Annotated in this window: 7 protein-coding genes, 3 tRNA genes, 3 rRNA genes and 2 pseudogenes; 10 read left to right on the top strand and 5 right to left on the bottom strand. The window is 55.9% G+C overall.

The annotated features are described in order from the left end of the window. Positions 1 to 100: 100 nt before the first annotated feature. The 9 genes from JZI28_RS02820 (at position 101) to JZI28_RS02860 (ending at position 11,051) form a co-directional block, all read left to right on the top strand. Positions 101 to 1,663 (top strand): trimethylamine methyltransferase family protein, encoded by a 1,563-nt coding sequence (locus JZI28_RS02820; protein WP_375699177.1) that lies wholly within the window; start codon positions 101 to 103, stop codon positions 1,661 to 1,663. A 90-nt stretch (positions 1,664 to 1,753) separates the two neighbouring features. Further along, the gene (locus tag JZI28_RS02825) at positions 1,754 to 3,799 is read left to right on the top strand and encodes an FAD-dependent oxidoreductase (RefSeq protein WP_375699178.1); all 2,046 of its coding nucleotides are present in this window, start codon (positions 1,754 to 1,756) and stop codon (positions 3,797 to 3,799) included. Position 3,800: 1 nt separating this feature from the next. Further along, positions 3,801 to 4,526 (top strand): NAD(P)-binding domain-containing protein, encoded by a 726-nt coding sequence (locus JZI28_RS02830; RefSeq protein ID WP_375699179.1) that lies wholly within the window; start codon positions 3,801 to 3,803, stop codon positions 4,524 to 4,526. A gap of 805 nt (positions 4,527 to 5,331) precedes the next feature. Further along, positions 5,332 to 6,791: ribosomal RNA gene (locus JZI28_RS02835) — 16S ribosomal RNA — on the top strand. 259 nt (positions 6,792 to 7,050) lie between these two features. Then, positions 7,051 to 7,127 (top strand) — tRNA-Ile (locus JZI28_RS02840). Between the two features lie 21 nt (positions 7,128 to 7,148). After that, positions 7,149 to 7,224: transfer RNA gene (locus JZI28_RS02845), tRNA-Ala, on the top strand. A gap of 451 nt (positions 7,225 to 7,675) precedes the next feature. Continuing rightward, positions 7,676 to 10,503 (top strand): 23S ribosomal RNA (locus JZI28_RS02850). A gap of 262 nt (positions 10,504 to 10,765) precedes the next feature. After that, positions 10,766 to 10,880, top strand: a 5S ribosomal RNA gene (rrf, locus tag JZI28_RS02855). The 16S, 23S and 5S rRNA genes sit together here with 3 tRNA genes alongside, the layout of an rRNA operon. Positions 10,881 to 10,974: 94 nt before the next feature. After that, positions 10,975 to 11,051: transfer RNA gene (locus JZI28_RS02860), tRNA-Met, on the top strand. 714 nt (positions 11,052 to 11,765) lie between these two features. Here JZI28_RS02860 and JZI28_RS02865 read toward each other — a convergent pair. Continuing rightward, a pseudogene (locus tag JZI28_RS02865) lies at positions 11,766 to 12,110 on the bottom strand (transposase); the annotation flags it as partial. A 67-nt stretch (positions 12,111 to 12,177) separates the two neighbouring features. On the opposite strand from JZI28_RS02865, the gene JZI28_RS02870 reads away from it, so the two are divergent. Further along, positions 12,178 to 13,401 (top strand): IS256 family transposase, encoded by a 1,224-nt coding sequence (locus tag JZI28_RS02870; protein ID WP_107818396.1) that lies wholly within the window; start codon positions 12,178 to 12,180, stop codon positions 13,399 to 13,401. Between the two features lie 40 nt (positions 13,402 to 13,441). Here JZI28_RS02870 and JZI28_RS02875 read toward each other — a convergent pair. The 4 genes and pseudogenes from JZI28_RS02875 to JZI28_RS02890 all read right to left on the bottom strand — a co-directional run. Continuing rightward, a pseudogene (locus JZI28_RS02875) lies at positions 13,442 to 14,403 on the bottom strand (IS256 family transposase); the annotation flags it as partial. Positions 14,404 to 14,923: 520 nt separating this feature from the next. Further along, complete coding sequence (locus JZI28_RS02880; RefSeq protein WP_375699180.1) at positions 14,924 to 15,946, bottom strand: AAA family ATPase; 1,023 nt, start codon at positions 15,944 to 15,946, stop codon at positions 14,924 to 14,926. Then, on the bottom strand, positions 15,910 to 16,509 hold the full coding sequence (gene pnuC, locus JZI28_RS02885) for a nicotinamide riboside transporter PnuC (protein ID WP_375699181.1): 600 nt from the start codon (positions 16,507 to 16,509) through the stop codon (positions 15,910 to 15,912). Before pnuC ends, JZI28_RS02880 begins: the two co-directional genes overlap by 37 nt. A gap of 380 nt (positions 16,510 to 16,889) precedes the next feature. Next, on the bottom strand, positions 16,890 to 18,275 hold the full coding sequence (locus JZI28_RS02890) for an IS1182 family transposase (RefSeq protein WP_375699182.1): 1,386 nt from the start codon (positions 18,273 to 18,275) through the stop codon (positions 16,890 to 16,892). Between the last annotated feature and the right edge of the window lie 381 nt (positions 18,276 to 18,656).

Raw genomic sequence — 18,656 nt, forward strand, 5'->3', positions numbered from 1 at the left:
TGTCCTAACACCGACATCGGTTTGTCGCAATAGAGTTGACAGGTATGACCGCCTCATCGACACATGTGTCGAGTTGTACAGTTCTCGGGAGGCCAAAGGCATGAGTGACGCGCAGGTAAAAACACGGGGGCGCCGGTCCCGTCGTGGCGAGGGCCGCTCTGCCGAACCGGGTCAGAATGCGTATTTAAAGACACCCTTCATCAGCCGTAACATCCCGACCTATGATATCCTGTCTGAGGAAAGCCTGGAGCAGATCGAAGCCACGGCAGAGCGGATCATGGCGGAGATTGGCATCGAGTTTCGCGACGACCCGGAGGTGGTGGAACTGTTTCGTGCCGCCGGGGCCCAGGTCACAGACATCACCGCAGAGAGCTGGAACCTGAAGTTTGCGCCGGGGATGATCCGCCATATCCTGTCGACGGCGCCCGCGCGGTTTATCCAGGTGGCGCGCAATCCCGCCAACACAGTCGAGATCGGCGGTGATGCCATGGTCTTTGCGCCCTCTTATGGATCGCCCTTTGTGATGGATCTCGATAAGGGCAGGCGCTACGGCACCATCGGGGATTTTGAGAACTTCGTGAAGCTGGCGCAGATGAGTCCCAACCTGCACCATTCCGGCGGGACAATCTGCGAGCCAACGGATGTGGCGGTGAACAAGCGCCATTTGGATATGGTCTACGCCCATATGCGCTATTCCGATCGCGCCTTTCTGGGATCCATCACCGCGCCAGAGCGGGCGGAGGACAGTATCGAGATGTGCCGCATTCTGTTTGGCGCCGATTTTGTCGACCAGAACTGCGTGATCATGGGCAACTTCAATACCACCTCTCCGATGGTGATGGACGGGGTGACAACGCGGGGTATCCGTATCTATGCGGCGGCGGGGCAGGGGTCGATCCATCTGCCGTTTTTGCTGGGCGGCGCGGTGTCGCCGCTGACCACTGCCGGGGCGGTGGCGCAATGTCTGGCAGAAAGCATGGTGTCCTGCGCCATTACCCAGTTGGTGCGCCCCGGATCACCTGCGGTGCTGGGCTCTTTCATCAGCTCGATGTCGTTGCGCACAGGCTCGCCCACCTTTGGCACGCCAGAGCCCGCGCTGGGCTCGCTTGCCATGGGGCAACTGGCGCGCCGCCTGCAGCTGCCGCTGCGCTGTGCAGGCAACTTTTCAACCTCAAAACTGCCAGACGGGCAGGCGATGCAGCAGGCGATGATGTCGATGATGTCTGCGGTCCAATGTGGCGCCAACTTCATTTTGCACTCAGCCGGGTTTCTCGACGGGCTGTTGTCGATGTCCTACGAGAAATTCATCCTGGATGCGGATCTCTGCGGTGCCCTGCACGCCTACCTCAAAGGCTTTGAGGTGAATGAGGACACGCTGGGCTTTGAGGCGCTGGCCGAAGGCGGGCCGGGGCAGCATCTGTTTGCCACTCAGCATACCCTGCGCCATTACCAGAGCGCCTATTGGGACAGCGCCATGGATGACCAGCAGCCCTGGGAGACCTGGGATGAGCAGGGGGGCGTTGATGCCGCCACCCGCGCCAACAGCCGCTGGAAGGCGCAGCTGGCCAGCTATCAAGCCCCCGATCTGGACCCCGGCACCGATGAGGCGCTGCGGGAGTTCATCACCAAAACCAAAACCGCGATGCCAGACGCTTGGTATTGACCCTGCTTTTTGGCATCCGGGGTGTACTTATACGTCGGATGCCAGTTCACTGAGACCACTTCAAGGCCGTTACCCCAGAAAGAAGACCCGATGTCCAACGACCCGCTTTTGCAGCCTTACACATTGAAACACCTGACCCTGCGCAATCGGATTATTACCACCAGCCATGAACCAGCCTATCCCGAAGAGGGCATGCCAAAACAGCGCTACGCGGCCTATCACGCAGAACGGGCCAAGGCCGGGGTCGCGCTGACCATGACGGCGGGCTCGGCTGCGGTGTCGCGCAACAGCCCGCCGGTGTTCAACAATATCCTCGCCTACAAGGACGAGGTGGTGCCCTGGATCCGCAACATGACCGATCAGGTGCATGACCACGGCGCGGCGGTGATGATCCAGCTCACCCACCTGGGGCGTCGCACCCATTGGAACAAGGGCGACTGGCTGCCGGCGGTGTCCTCCACCCGCCACCGCGAGCCGGCCCATCATGCTTTCCCCAAATTGGCGGAAGACTGGGATATCTCCCGCATCATTTCTGATTTTGCCGATGCGGCAGAACGCATGAAGGCCGGTGGTATGGACGGGGTTGAGATCATGACCCATGGCCATCTGTTGGACCAGTTCATTTCGCCGCTGACCAATGATCTGGATGGCCCCTATGGACGGGCCCACCTGGAGGACCGGATGCGGCTCACCACCGATATTATTGCCGCCGTGCGACAGCGCGTCGGCGACGATTTTGTACTTGGGGTGCGCTTTGCCCCGGATGAGGCCCATGACGGCGGCATCACCCCTGAAATGGGCGTGGAGATTGCCAAGATCCTGAAACAGACTGGCCAGGTGGATTTTCTCAACGTCAACCGTGGGCGTATCCATACCGATCCGGCGATGACCGATATGATCCCGGTACAGGGGATGAAGAATGCGCCGCATCTGGATTTCGCCGGATCGGTGCGCGCCGCCACCGGGATGCCGGTGTTCCATGCCTCCAAAATTCCCGATGTGGCCACGGCGCGCCACGCGGTCTCGGCCGGGCTGCTGGATATGGTGGGGATGACCCGGGCGCATATGGCGGATCCCCATGTGGTGCGCAAAATCATCGAAGGCCGCGAGGATGATATCCGCCCCTGCGTTGGCGCCACCTATTGTCTGGATCGGATCTATCAGGCGGGTGAGGCCCTGTGCATTCACAACCCAGCCACAGGGCGCGAAGTGACGATGCCCCATGACATTCCACCAGCCCCGGAGAAAAAGAAAGTCGTTGTCATCGGTGCCGGCCCCGGCGGGCTGGAGGCGGCGCGGGTGGCAGCAGAGCGTGGCCATGCGGTGACAGTGTTTGAGGCACAGCCCGATCCTGGTGGCCAGATCCGCCTGACGGTGCAGAACCCGCGCCGCGCCGAGATGATCTCGATCATCGACTGGCGCATGGCGCAATGTGCGGCCCGCGATGTGGAGTTCCGCTTCAACACCTGGGCCGAGGCGGCGGATGTCACGGCGCTTAACCCGGATGTGGTGATCGTCGCCACCGGCGGCATGCCCAACAGCATGTTGCACGAAACCCGAGAGGAGGCCGCCAATGTGGTGACCAGCTGGGACATTATCTCGGGCGATGTAAAGCCGGGGACAAATGTGCTGATCTATGACGAAAGCGGCGATCACCCTGGGGTGATGGCGGCAGAGGTCGCCGCCAATGCCGGTGCCAAGGTAGAGCTGATGACCCCGGATCGCACCTTTGCACCTGATATCATGGCGATGAACCTGGTGCCCTACATGCGGGCGCTGCAAGATAAGGACGTGCGCTTTACCGTCACCCGGCGACTGCTTTCGGTCACACCTAGCGGCAACCAGCTGACGGCGACCATTGGCACCGACTACAGCGGCCACACAACCGAGGCACAGTATGATCAGGTGGTGGTGAACTACGGCACCCTGCCGCTGGACGAGCTGTACTTTGATCTTAAAGAGCTGTCGTCCAACCGGGGTGAAGTAGATCAAAGCGCCCTGATCGATGGACGCCCGCAAAGCATTACCAACAACCCGGATGGCGGCTTTCAGCTGTTTCGCATCGGCGATGCGGTGGCGGCGCGCAATACCCATGCGGCCATCTATGATGCCCTGCGCCTGCTAAAGGATATCTGACATGCGTCTTGGGTTTATCGGCACCGGAACCATTGCCTCTGCTGTTGTGCGTGGGTTGGCCGGTCAGGGCCATGACATCCGCATCAGTGCCCGCAGCAAGGCGCGCGCAGATGCCCTCGCTGCGGAGATCCCAGAAGTGCAGATCGCCGAGTTGCAAGAGATCCTGGATCACAGCGAGGTGGTCTTCCTTGGCCTGATGATGCAAGCCGCCCCTGCCATCCTTGATCGCCTGACCTTCCCAGCAGATCTGCATGTGGTCTCCTTTATGGCGGGTGCTGACCTGGAGCAGGTCGCTGCGCTGGTTGCCCCGGCTCAGGCTGCGGCGGTGATGATGCCTTTCCCGGGCATTGCTCAAGGCGGGTCCGCCATCATGGCGCTGGGGGATGCTGAGCTGCTGACCCGGATCTTTGCGCCGCAAAATACCCTGTTCATGCTGCGCGATGCAGGCGAGCTGGACGCCTACCTCTGTGCCCAGGCTGTCCTGTCGCCTGTGGCGCGGCTAACGGCGGAGGCGGCCAACTGGCTGGGGCAACGTGTTTCGGACCCGGCCCAGGGAGAAGCCTTTTTGCGGATGCTGATTTCCAGTTCATTGGCTGGCAGCGTTGCTGAGGATCTGCTCACGGCCCTGAATACGCCCGGCGGCTACAACCAACGCCTGCGCCACCATATGGAAGCGGTAGGCATGCACAAAGATCTTGCCGCCGGTCTGGACGCTTTGCAGGGCTGACCCTGTTCCCTGGGCGATGCAGGTGATGCGCTTCTGGCTGCCCAGCCCGGTTGCAAGCGCTGGTGCAGTACTTGCTGCTCTTTCGTTTTTTTCTCTGGGGGTTTGTGTTGTTTGTTTTGATTCCTTTTGGTGAGTCTGTGGGTAATGTTGTGGGTAAGTTGGATTTTGGTTGTTTTGTGGATTGTGGGGGCTGTTTTTGAGGATGTCTGGGGTGTGGGTGTGGGGGTGGTTTGTGTGGTAAGATATTGATTTTGTTTTTATTTCACATTTCTTTTGCAGAAAGTTGTGATTTGATTGGTTTTTGGGTTGCGGGTTCTCTGGGTTATACTTAGAACCCCCTCTACCGGCGGCGGAGACGCGGCACGGTGGGGCGGCTGAGAGGTCGCTGACTGGCAGGAAAGGCTGCTGGACGCTCAGGAGAGACTGGGGCATCTGGAGGATGTTATGAGGCGGTTGCGCTAAGGAATTGGCGCGGTGGTCTTGTTTTTGGCCTTTAGGTGTTGCTCTTTGACATTGATGATAACTGAAGAGATATGTGGGCGGTTTGGTTCGTTTCGATGGATCAACGTCTGTATATCAACGCTAGTAGGGTGGGCCATTTGGTCTGTTCGATGATCTAGTGTCAGCTTCACTGTTTGACGGACTTTTGTTTACTTTTGTAAACTGAAGCACAATCAAACAGATGACTTCCGATACGTGTCCAATCCTTAGCCGGGTGGACATATGGATCTGCCCCCAAAAGCGGTCCTGAGTATTGGAGATGTGCAGAGGTTCGAACGTCAAGGATAGCATCGCGAGATGCTTTCAACTTGAGAGTTTGATCCTGGCTCAGAACGAACGCTGGCGGCAGGCTTAACACATGCAAGTCGAGCGCACTCTTCGGAGTGAGCGGCGGACGGGTTAGTAACGCGTGGGAACGTGCCCTTCTCTAAGGAATAGCCACTGGAAACGGTGAGTAATACCTTATACGCCCTTCGGGGGAAAGATTTATCGGAGAAGGATCGGCCCGCGTTAGATTAGATAGTTGGTGGGGTAATGGCCTACCAAGTCTACGATCTATAGCTGGTTTTAGAGGATGATCAGCAACACTGGGACTGAGACACGGCCCAGACTCCTACGGGAGGCAGCAGTGGGGAATCTTGGACAATGGGCGCAAGCCTGATCCAGCCATGCCGCGTGAGTGATGAAGGCCTTAGGGTCGTAAAGCTCTTTCGCCAGAGATGATAATGACAGTATCTGGTAAAGAAACCCCGGCTAACTCCGTGCCAGCAGCCGCGGTAATACGGAGGGGGTTAGCGTTGTTCGGAATTACTGGGCGTAAAGCGCACGTAGGCGGATCAGAAAGTATAGGGTGAAATCCCAGGGCTCAACCCTGGAACTGCCTTGTAAACTCCTGGTCTTGAGTTCGAGAGAGGTGAGTGGAATTCCGAGTGTAGAGGTGAAATTCGTAGATATTCGGAGGAACACCAGTGGCGAAGGCGGCTCACTGGCTCGATACTGACGCTGAGGTGCGAAAGTGTGGGGAGCAAACAGGATTAGATACCCTGGTAGTCCACACCGTAAACGATGAATGCCAGACGTCAGCAAGCATGCTTGTTGGTGTCACACCTAACGGATTAAGCATTCCGCCTGGGGAGTACGGTCGCAAGATTAAAACTCAAAGGAATTGACGGGGGCCCGCACAAGCGGTGGAGCATGTGGTTTAATTCGAAGCAACGCGCAGAACCTTACCAACCCTTGACATCCTTGGACCGCTAGAGAGATCTAGCTTTCTCGCAAGAGACCAAGTGACAGGTGCTGCATGGCTGTCGTCAGCTCGTGTCGTGAGATGTTCGGTTAAGTCCGGCAACGAGCGCAACCCACATCCTTAGTTGCCAGCAGTTCGGCTGGGCACTCTAGGGAAACTGCCCGTGATAAGCGGGAGGAAGGTGTGGATGACGTCAAGTCCTCATGGCCCTTACGGGTTGGGCTACACACGTGCTACAATGGCATCAACAATGGGTTAATCCCCAAAAGATGTCTCAGTTCGGATTGGGGTCTGCAACTCGACCCCATGAAGTCGGAATCGCTAGTAATCGCGTAACAGCATGACGCGGTGAATACGTTCCCGGGCCTTGTACACACCGCCCGTCACACCATGGGAGTTGGATCTACCCGAAGGCCGTGCGCTAACTTTTGAGGCAGCGGACCACGGTGGGTTCAGCGACTGGGGTGAAGTCGTAACAAGGTAGCCGTAGGGGAACCTGCGGCTGGATCACCTCCTTTCTAAGGATGTATCTAGCAAGAAGAACTTGTTCTTCCTCGTGATACACTTAGCAATGAACAGTAATCAAAACTGTTCAACATCGGGACATCTACTGGATGTCCTTTGGACCGAGCCGTCCTCATATCTCTTCAGACAAGTCGCGGCAGCAGCCGTTATCTGGCGCTGCCTGGTGACATAACCACTGAGTGCTGCTCTCGGGCATTGCTTTGCAATACCCTGTCGCACACGGGTTTTGATTTGCTTTGCAAATCGAAAACCGGGTCGGTAGCTCAGGTGGTTAGAGCGCACGCCTGATAAGCGTGAGGTCGGAGGTTCAAGTCCTCCTCGACCCACCACTCATCCTTCGGGATTAAGATGGGGCCTTAGCTCAGCTGGGAGAGCGCCTGATTTGCATTCAGGAGGTCAGGAGTTCGATCCTCCTAGGCTCCACCATTAAACAATTAGATCGTTAAGCACTGTGCGCAGTTCTTAACCGTCCAATTGGACGAATTGATATCGTAAAGAGAGAAACAATCAACAACACTGTTGATCGCCCCGAGTGTGGGGATGATCTCAGATTGGTGCTGGGTGAGATCTTCGGATTTTACACAGCGAGCTTTGGAATACGTCTGTTTCCTCGGACGTCCCAGGGTATGCCGGTTTGAAACGACAGAGTTGTCCAAGTCAAGTACACTAACCCGGTTCTAATTCCGCAAGGTTTTGGAACCAATTGTATTTATGATGTTTGTTTTGCGAAGGGGCTGCGACCGACATCACAGCCTTAGTAGTGAAGCGACTTTCGCATCATAAATGCGGGAAAGTATGCTTTTTGGTTCAGAGATTGTGGTCCGGCTACTTACCAGCGGCTGGATCCTGATGGTTTAGGCTATCTATTTCTGGATCAGATCAAGCGCGAGAAGGGCGTTTGGTGAATGCCTTGGCAGTAAGAGGCGATGAAAGACGTGATACTCTGCGATAAGTCATGGGGAGCTGAGAATAAGCTTTGATCCATGAATTTCTGAATGGGGCAACCCACCTGAAAGTTCATTATTGTTACTTCGGTAGCCAATAATGTTCTTAACCAGGTACTTATGAACTGAATACATAGGTTTATAAGAGCAAACCCGGGGAACTGAAACATCTAAGTACCCGGAGGAAAGGAAATCAATTGATACTCCCCTAGTAGCGGCGAGCGAACGGGGACCAGCCGAGCCTTGAGTGTGAGAAGAACCTGTTGGGAAGCAGGACCATAGCGGGTGATAGTCCCGTATTCGAAACATGATAGGACGTATTAAGTAGGGCGGAACACGTGAAATTCTGTCTGAAGATCGGAGGACCACCTTCGAAGGCTAAGTACTCCTTACTGACCGATAGTGAACCAGTACCGTGAGGGAAAGGTGAAAAGCACCCCGACGAGGGGAGTGAAACAGTACCTGAAACCGAACGCCTACAATCAGTTGGAGGGCCCTTGCGGCCTGACAGCGTACCTTTTGTATAATGGGTCATCGACTTGGTCTCACGAGCAAGCTTAAACCGTTAGGTGTAGGCGCAGCGAAAGCGAGTCTTAATAGGGCGCATGAGTTCGTGGGATCAGACCCGAAACCGAGTGATCTAGGCATGGCCAGGTTGAAGGTGCAGTAACATGCACTGGAGGACCGAACCCACATCTGTTGAAAAAGATCGGGATGAGCTGTGCCTAGGGGTGAAAGGCCAATCAAACTCGGAGATAGCTGGTTCTCTGCGAAATCTATTTAGGTAGAGCGTCGTACGAATACCCCGGGGGGTAGAGCACTGGATGGGTAATGGGGACTCACCGTCTTACTGATCCTAACCAAACTCCGAATACCCGGGAGTACTATACGGCAGACACACTGCGGATGCTAACGTCCGTAGTGGAGAGGGAAACAACCCTGACCTCCAGCTAAGGCCCCTAATTCATGGCTAAGTGGGAAAGCAGGTGGGATGTCCAAAACAACCAGGAAGTTGGCTTAGAAGCAGCCATCTTTTAAAGATAGCGTAACAGCTCACTGGTCTAATTAAGACGTCCTGCGGCGAAGATGTAACGGGGCTCAAGCCATGAGCCGAAGCTGAGGATGCACATAGTGCATGGTAGCAGAGCGTAGTGTGACATAGTTCCATGTCTCCTTACCTACTTCGGTAGGATTGGAGACACGGAGCTTTCGATGAAGCGGGCGCGTGAGCGATCCCGTGGAGAGATCACTAGCGAGAATGATGACATGAGTAGCGACAAAGAGTGTGAGAGACACTCTCGCCGAAAGTCCAAGGGTTCCTGCTTAAAGCTAATCTGAGCAGGGTAAGCCGACCCCTAAGGCGAGGCCGAAAGGCGTAGTCGATGGGAACCAGGTTAATATTCCTGGGCCATGAGGTGGTGACGGATCGCAGGTGTTGTTCATCCTTATTGGATTGAATGAGCAGCTGAGCGGTTCCTGGAAATAGCCCCTCTATAAGATCGTACCCTAAACCGACACAGGTGGACTGGTAGAGAATACCAAGGCGCTTGAGAGAACGATGTTGAAGGAACTCGGCAAAATACCTCCGTAAGTTCGCGAGAAGGAGGCCCGGGTCCTACGCAAGTGGAATCCGGGGGCACAAACCAGGGGGTGGCGACTGTTTATTAAAAACACAGGGCTCTGCGAAGTCGCAAGACGACGTATAGGGTCTGACGCCTGCCCGGTGCCTGAAGGTTAAAAGGAGGGGTGAGAGCTCTGAATTGAAGCCCAGGTAAACGGCGGCCGTAACTATAACGGTCCTAAGGTAGCGAAATTCCTTGTCGGGTAAGTTCCGACCTGCACGAATGGCGTAACGACTTCCCCGCTGTCTCCAACATCGACTCAGCGAAATTGAATTGCCTGTCAAGATGCAGGCTTCCCGCGGTTAGACGGAAAGACCCCGTGCACCTTTACTACAGCTTCGCACTGGCATCAGGATTGTGACGTGCAGGATAGGTGGTAGGCATCGAAACCGAGACGCTAGTCTCGGTGGAGCCTCCCTTGAGATACCACCCTTCGCACTCTTGATGTCTAACCGCGGTCCGTTATCCGGATCCGGGACCCTGCGTGGCGGGTAGTTTGACTGGGGCGGTCGCCTCCTAAAGCGTAACGGAGGCGCGCGAAGGTTGGCTCAGAGCGGTCGGAAATCGCTCGTTGAGTGCAATGGCAAAAGCCAGCCTGACTGCGAGACTGACAAGTCGAGCAGAGACGAAAGTCGGCCATAGTGATCCGGTGGTCCCGAGTGGAAGGGCCATCGCTCAACGGATAAAAGGTACGCCGGGGATAACAGGCTGATACTGCCCAAGAGTCCATATCGACGGCAGTGTTTGGCACCTCGATGTCGGCTCATCTCATCCTGGGGCTGGAGCAGGTCCCAAGGGTACGGCTGTTCGCCGTTTAAAGAGGTACGTGAGCTGGGTTTAGAACGTCGTGAGACAGTTCGGTCCCTATCTGCCGTGGGTGTAGGATACTTGAGAGGAGTTGCCCCTAGTACGAGAGGACCGGGGTGAACGAACCACTGGTGGACCAGTTGTCGTGCCAACGGCAGTGCTGGGTAGCTATGTTCGGACAGGATAACCGCTGAAGGCATCTAAGCGGGAAGCCCCCCTCAAAACAAGGTATCCCTGAGGGCCGAGGTAGACCACCTCGTCAATAGGCCAGAGATGTAAGCGTGGTAACACGTTCAGTTGACTGGTACTAATCGCCCGATTGGCTTGATCTGATCTAGTAATAGACAGCCAAGAACCAAATAAGCACCACATGACTTGTGACATAACAAAGGTGCAGCAACGTGCATTTGCACTGCCTGCTGCGTGACAGACTTTACTAACGTAAAGTCGTCAGTGTTGATTGTTTCCCTGCGATCTTGGAAATGTCCTCGTGACATAACTGGGGTGCGGTCTCTCGGGCATTTGCCATGCAAATACCCTGCCGACCGCCAACCAAAAAAATCCAAGAACCGCAGGTTCTTGGATTTTTCTTGGTTTGGTGGCGATAGCGAGAGCAAAACACCCGGTCCCATCCCGAACCCGGAAGTTAAGTGCCTTTGCGCCAATGGTACTGCGTCTTAAGGCGTGGGAGAGTAGGTCACTGCCAAACCTAGTAAAATCCAAAACTCAAAAACGATAACATAAACGCTAACTACTAGGACAAATCGTCCTCAAGTAGCAAAGCGCTAGGACATCATAACTGTCGCGGGATGGAGCAGCCCGGTAGCTCGTCAGGCTCATAACCTGAAGGTCGTAGGTTCAAATCCTACTCCCGCAACCAATATTACACAATCAGAACAACGACTTGCTAACCGCCTTCGGGCGGTGCTTTGCGTTGCGCCAAACAAACTGGAAGCACTGTGGAAGCAATAGGAGCGGAAAAGTGCTGTGCTGAGTACGCAACACTGCCGTAGCGCCAGGAAAGGCGATCACCGCGCTCAAACTATCACAAAGACAAGAGGTAGGAGGGGATGTGGCGAGAGACAACGGCCCAGACTTGCCGTTCGCCGGTCGGTTCATCGCTGCAGAGCGGCTTCACCGAACCGGACGTTCGTGCATCGCGCAGCACTGCCACCGCCTAGATGACCGCAGAGCGGACTTTGCTGCCTTTCGCTTCTGCCACCTAAATGTCTGCACCTTTCCTATTCACTACGATGGCACTCCGCCCTAGCTTAACTAAACTTAGCTTAACTAAAGCAAAGCCCTGCAGGATTCAAAAAAAAGGCATATTTCAGATGATCACGAGCCATATGCACGTCAAAGCCCCAGGCTTCCCTCGTCATCCCAAAGATGATGATTTGGTCAACGACTTCATGTCTGGTTTCTCACTTGCCGACGCGATTAAGTCCGAACTCATGGAACGCGGATACGACGGCCTGCAACTCATTGACGAGGACTGGGGATGGCTCGTCGTTGCTTTCAACCGGGCGTCAAACACTGAATTACGCGTCATGGTCTCATCGGAGCTATGCTTGAATTTGGGTGACGCGCGTCATCAGGCGGCGCGGTTTTTGGCGTCATTCTTCACTTCGACGCCGTCGTTGAATTTGATTCCTTCGATGACTTTTGGCAACTGATTTCTGCCTTTGAGGCGCAGCCATGTTTTCGATGCGGACTGGATGAGGGTGAAGACCATCAGTTTTGCGGTCTTTTGCGAGAGTGCGCCTTTGGTGCGCACCGTTCTATGCCGCACCGTTGCGAAGACGCTCTCGATGGGATTCGAGGTGCGCAGATGGCCCCAATGCTCGGCCGGGAAGTCGAAGAATGCCAGCATCGCGTCCTTGTCCTTGATCAGACAGGCCACACCTTTTTCGTATTTCACGCCATATTTGTCTTTGAAAGTATCCAAGGGACTATCCTGAATTTTGTGCGCTGACGTGGTAACTGCTCGAAGAGGAGACCCACGTATGAGCATCGATAAAGAGATCTTGGACCGATTGATGGAAGGCCGCGCGCCTGGTGATTTGTTTGGCAAGGACGGCATTCTGTCCGAGCTGACAAAGGCGCTGGCGGAACGGGCACTGAGCACGGAGATGGACGTCCATCTCGGTGAAGAACGCGCCGAGGAAGCCCCTGAGGGGTATAATCAGCCGGCCAATCGGCGCAATGGCAGCAGTCAGAAGACCGTGACCACCGACAGCGGCAAGGTCGTTCTGGACATCCCCCGCGACCGGAACGGCACCTTCGATCCGATGCTGATCGCTAAGTATCAGCGCCGCTTTCCCGAGTTCGATCGCAAGATCATCAGCATGTATGCCCGGGGCATGACGACCCGCGAGATCCAGGGGCATATCGAGGAAATCTATGGCATCGAAGCCTCGCCCAGCCTGATTTCCGCGATTACCGACGCGGTCATGGAGGAGGTCACCGCCTGGCAGAACCGCCCTCTGGAACCCTGCTATCCGATCATCTTCATGGACGCGATCCGGGTCAATATCCGCAGCGATGGAGCCGTCTCGAACAAGGCGGTCTTCGTGGCCCTCGCGGTTCTGCCCGACGGCACACGCGACGTTCTGGGCCTGTGGTTCCAGGCCAATGAGGGCGCAAAGTTCTGGGCCAAGGTCCTGAACGATCTGCGCAACCGGGGCGTCCAGGACATCCTGATCGCCGTCGTGGATGGGCTGAAGGGCTTCCCGCAGGCCATCGAAGCGGCCTTTCCCCAGACCCAGGTCCAGACCTGCATCGTTCACCTGCTGCGCCATTCCATGAGCTTTGCCAGCTACAAGGACCGCAAGGCCGTCGCCACGGCGCTAAAGACGATCTACACGGCGGTGGATGCCGACGCGGCCGAGGCCGCTCTGGCAGAGTTCGAGGAGAGCGATCTGGCTAGGCGGTATCCGGCCATCGCACCGAGCTGGCGCCGGGCCTGGAACGAGGTGATCCCGTTCCTCGACTACCCGCCCGAGGTGCGCAGGCTGATCTACACCACGAATTCCATTGAGGCATTGAATTCGAAGATCCGGCGCGCCGTCCGAACCCGCGGTCACTTCCCAAGCGATGAGGCAGCAGCGAAATTGATCTATCTGGCGCTCAATGCTACATCCACCGAATGGAAGCGTTCGGTGCGCGAATGGCACGCTGTCAGAAGTCAGCTTGCCATCATGTTCGAAGACCGCTTCCCAATGGCGTAAAAAAACGCGTCAGGCACAAAATTCGGCACAGTCTCGTATCCAAGGCAAATATTGCGGCAGCACGGGTGTCGGCGTGCTGAATGTTGTCCAGATCCGACTTCACGCCGGGTCCCATTTGCTTGGGAAAATAGTTCAGCACATTTTTCACCTTATGTACCCAGCATCTCTGGTGTTTTGTGCTTGGAAACGCCTTATCCAGCGCGTTCCAGAAGCCCATGGCCCCATCGCCAACCGCGATCTCGGGCGCGACGGACAGTCCGCGCTTCTTGATGTCAGTCAGCAACTCGTGCCAGCTCTGCGTGCTCTCTCGAAGGCCGACCTGAAAGCCGAGCAGTTCCTTCTTACCCTCCGGTGTCGCGCCAATGATCACCAACATACACTCGGCATTTTCTTCCATCCGCGCCTGAAGATAGACACCATCCGCCCAGATGTAGACGTAGTGACGAGCCGATAGATCTCGCTGCGCCCAGCTGTCATAATCTGTCTGCCAACCCGCTGTCAGGCGGGCCAGTACGCTGGGCGACAGGTTGGGTGCATCAGCCCCTAAAATGGCTGACAGCGCCTCCTGGAAATCGCCGGTTGAGATACCTTTCAGGTAAAGCACCGGCAAAAGCGCATCCAGACTGACCGAGCGGCGCGCCCATTTGGGCAATATGTTCGACGTGAAGCGGACTTTTGAGGCTGCATCAGGGGTCGCCTTCCGGTCGCGCACCTTCGGTCGCTGCACATCCAGTGCGCCAATCCCCGTCTGGATCTGACGTTCTGGTCCAAATCCATGCCGCACAATCCGTTGGCGGCCATCCTCCAGTCGGTCATCGGCGAAACTGGCGACAAAAGCATCAGCTTCGGCTTTCAATGCCTCCGCCAGCATGCGCCGCGCCCCTTCCCGCGCAAGCTCGGTCAATGGATCTGTGATCGAATCCGATTGGCGAAATGGCAGAATGTCTGTATCGTTCTTCATGGCGTATTGCTCCTTGTGAGGTTCTGGCTGGCTTTTACACCGCCACAATACGCCGCCCTTCAAATCACGCCATCACCCAAACTCCCGCATAGCTCGTCTCATCGCTGGCCGACCCAGAAGACGACGATAATAACGTTGTAGAAGCAATGATAGCAATTCACCCCCAGAAGCTAACCAAAGGCGCGCTTTGGTGGAAAAAGGATATCAGTGGAGAAGTGCGAAGCTTTTCCCAAGCTGTTTTTAATTTCTTGAGAAACACTCCCGGCATCCAAAGTATCGAAGAATTTGCAGATATCAAATAGCATCTAGGAGCGGTTGGTCAGTGTTGCGGTTCCTTTTGAAGGACAGATTTTTCTCGCAGTCACGATCCGCAAAGCTGGCCTTCGTGCCAAGTGCAGCATTCAGCATTCTGGGCTCACAGTCGCCGTTCTCCGCACCAGCACACCAACACGGTACTGAGGCAATTAGTCAAGGTCGGCTGAGCGGACTTTTGGGACCTTGGATCAAAGTGCGCCAAGGTCCGCTTCGGCGAACCGTTCAACAAACGGCCGTTTGGGGAGGCTAGCTAAACGTATCCAAATGGACATTGGCCGCTGCCGTCCGCTCGGCCCAATCTTCACCCTCTATGCATTTCCACTCCGCCCGCAACTCACCCAACCAAGAGCGCAATCTGCCGGTGAACCACGCTCGGCGCGCCGGATCAGAGAAATGTCGTGTTCCGTCATCTTTCCAAGGTGTCGCGTGGTCGAGCAGAAGGTAAGTCTTCCCTTCAATCGCAGAACGTGCCCTGTCTACGAGCGGCTTATACACTTTGCCTAACAATGCCTCGGCCCAAACCAACGTTTGCAAGGCATCCGTATCCTCAATAATAATCGGTCCACCTCGGGCCGCCATCGTATCGGCCAACGCTTTGTGGCCCTCCATGATCGCCTCGAAGTCTGCCGCGACCCAATCTTGCCCATGCCGGAAGACGGCGTCGTAATCACGCCCATATTCAGGGATCGGCACACATTTAAGCCGTGCGGCCAAAGCTTCGGACAATACCGTCTTGCCGGTGCTTTCCGCTCCCACCAGAACAAGGCGGCGTTGGTAGTGGCTCCGCACTGGAATTGGCACATGGCTCCAATTGCGCGTCAGATCTTCTCGGATTGCCGTGGCCGACACCGGCACAACCTGTCGCTCCGGGTCCACTGGAAAGGGCCGCGCATCGACTTCCTGCGCAAGGCGGTGGACGTAGCCTTCCGAGCCGAAGACCCAATCAATCGGTTCGGGGTGGAACTCCGCAATTGCTGCACGCCAGATAGGCCAAAAGTTATGATGATCCTCTGGTGCCTGCGGAATGTCGCGATGCATATGCAGCACGCGATAGCCGGGCCGCGACAGGCATTCCCTCATCCACTTGGCCCTTAGGTATCCGTCGATCGGCTCTGCGTCATGGCTACACACGAGCACCGTCATCACATCACACCGCGCCTTCCCGACCTCGGCACAATAGAGATGGCCTGCATGGGGCGGCATAAACTTCCCCAGTAGAAAGCCGTGTGTTTTCATGTCGTCAGAGGCTGCATCGCGGCCCGACGCCACTGGAAAAATCCTGTGATAGCAAGGCCTAGGAACACGACGTAAAGTGCTGCCGTCGGCTCCAATCCGCGCGTGTAGAAAAGGCCAATCGCCAGCACATCCACGGCAATCCACAAATACCAGCTTTGCAAGTATCTTCGCGACAATAAGAATTGTGCAGTTATGCTTAACGCTGCCACTGCCGCATCCCAGTAAGGGGCGGCTGCATCGGTATAGGCTGCCATTAGACTCGCAACGATCAACCACACAATGGCGGTTCCCCCAAGATACAACGCGAATATGCCAGTTCCCAAAGGTGCCACGATGATCCGACCGTCGCGCGCACGTCCGTTTAGCCAGACATAGAGGCCGTAGAACTGAATAAAGAAAAAATAGACTTGTAACAGCGCGTCACTATAGAGCCGATATTCCCAGAAGATGAAAAAATATAGCGTCACCACGGCAAAGCCAAACGGGTAATTCCATATCGAACGTCGGATGATCAGACTTACGTTCAGTATTCCACATGCAACCGCGATCCACTCGATAGGGCGGCTACCAACCATCCCCCAGAAAAACTCCAACACATCTCTCATCCTGCTCGTTTCACGTACCGGATATAAACAGCAATCCATTGGGGTGACGCAACCAACATCATCCGACCCTTCCAGCTCCGATATGTTCAAGGCCATCAGCAGTCAGCAAAAAAATTGTGCAGAATTTTGGCTCTCCCGCACAAGCAGACATTAGCTGCATTGCAGAAAATCGGTAAAGTGGGCTCGGAGCGGTCTTGCGGCAGTGCAGAGCGAAGCGCGGTTGCGGCGCCGCCTGGATTTCAGCTCTCACCTTCGCTCCATGTCTGGCTCGCACATGCAGCTAACGGCCGCTTTCCGCCGATTCTGTTGAAAAACAACGTGCTGCGAGCGCAGAAATTGGTGTTTTGATCTGCGCGCGAGTGCCTTTCTTATCAGGCTTTTCTCGTTTGCTGCGGTGCAGGAAAGATCTTGGCCAGTTTTCTGAGGTTCTGGGCGGTAGCGGCGAGGAGGAATTCGTCATTTGCGCCGCAAGGCCCGCGTAACCGTAGTCGTCCCAGCCCGAGAATGCGTTTGAGGTGGGCGAAGAGCATTTCGACCTTCTTTCTGAGCTTCATCGCGATCTGGTATTCTTCGGTCTTGGCCAGATCCCTGGCGACCTGACGCGCATCTTCGTGCTCTTCGCGGGTGATCTTGCGAGCATCAGCGTTAGGGCAGCATTTTTGCTTGGACGGGCAGACCTGGCAGACTTCTTTCAAGGCGCGATAGCGGGCTGTGCCCTTGCCCGTCGGTCCCCGGTTCGGATCAGAGTAATTCCGGCGGAACTGCTTGAGCGCGCGACCCTCGGGGCAGATGTATTGATTATTCTCTGCATCCCAATCGAAATCTGTGCGTGTCCATGTCCCATCGGGGCGTCCGGCCTTGTCAATCACAGGGATGTAAGGATCGATCTTGCGCTCCACGAGCCAGCCGAGCATTGGGCCTGAACCATAGGCTGTGTCGGCGATCATCCAGTCAGGGACCAAGCCGAACTTTTCTTTCACCCGCGTCAGCATGGTTTTTGTCGATCCGACCTCGGCTTGCCGGATGGAGCGTGTGGGTTCCACATCCAAGATGACACCGTGATCCGTGTCGATGAGATAATTGTCGGAATAGCTAAAGAATGCAGGGCCTTTGCGGGCTGCTGTCCACTGACTGGCGGGATCGGAATGCGAGGTGAACTTGGGTTGGACATCGCTCGCCGCTCCAAACGCGGCCTCGTCGAGCGTCTCGAGATACTCTCGGACTGCGCGGGGTGCATCTACGGCATCGATGGACGACGCATCCCATTCTTCCTTCGGTGTTGAGTTTTGCTTGTTCGCATCGGCTTCGATCAAACTGGCATCGACTGCCATGCGCTGACCGCTGGCGAGACCTTCCTCGATACAGCGGGCGACGGTCGTCTCGAACAGGTGTCGCAGAAGTTCGCTGTCGCGAAAACGCCCATGCCGGTTCTTGGAAAACGTTGAATGATCGGGAACGCGATCGCTTAGGTCGAGGCGGCAGAACCAACGATACGCGAGGTTCAGATGAACCTCTTCACAGAGCCGCCGCTCGGACCGGATGCCAAAGCAATAGCCAACCAACAGCATCCGGATCAGCAGTTCAGGATCGACGGAAGGGCGGCCCGTGTGGCTGTAGAAATCTGCCAGATAGGCGCGAGCGCTGCTCAGGTCGACGAAACGATCAATGGATCGCAGCAGGTGATCTTGTGGGACATGATCTTCCAGCGAAAACTCGTAAAACAGTGCCGCCTGCGCTTCTTGCCTCGGTCCCAACATCGCCAAATCCCCCACAATATGGGAATTGAATCAGTAGTTCAGGTCGCAATCAAGGAAGAGTTTTTCAACAAAATACGCCCGGACTGCCGGATCATCTACGCTGCGAGCGTCGACCCGATCATGTCCGCTTCGGGCTGCCTGCAGTCCTTGACCAGATTTCCAGATGTTGCGCTCTGCTGACTGTCGCCCGCCATGGACTCGTGGCCCGGTTCGGGGCAGGTATGCTTAATTTTCTTACCAACATTACGTGACGCCGATCGCTGATAGTACTCAGGAAATACGCCGCGCCGTCTCAAAGCTGTGTGACGTTCCACATAGAGCAAGCCCCCCCAAAGATGCGCAGGACTTCGCCTGCCGCGCGCCATTGGGGCGATTAAATTG

Source organism: Pseudophaeobacter sp. TrK17 (assembly GCF_042192375.1).
GTDB lineage: Bacteria > Pseudomonadota > Alphaproteobacteria > Rhodobacterales > Rhodobacteraceae > Pseudophaeobacter.

Bases quoted from the DNA above. Each gene is read 5' to 3' on its own strand.
- JZI28_RS02890 (WP_375699182.1), bottom strand. From the start codon at position 18,275: ATGTTGGGACCGAGGCAAGAAGCGCAGGCGGCACTGTTTTACGAGTTT.
- JZI28_RS02870 (WP_107818396.1), top strand. From the start codon at position 12,178: ATGAGCATCGATAAAGAGATCTTGGACCGATTGATGGAAGGCCGCGCG.
- JZI28_RS02825 (WP_375699178.1), top strand. From the start codon at position 1,754: ATGTCCAACGACCCGCTTTTGCAGCCTTACACATTGAAACACCTGACC.
- JZI28_RS02830 (WP_375699179.1), top strand. From the start codon at position 3,801: ATGCGTCTTGGGTTTATCGGCACCGGAACCATTGCCTCTGCTGTTGTG.
- JZI28_RS02820 (WP_375699177.1), top strand. From the start codon at position 101: ATGAGTGACGCGCAGGTAAAAACACGGGGGCGCCGGTCCCGTCGTGGC.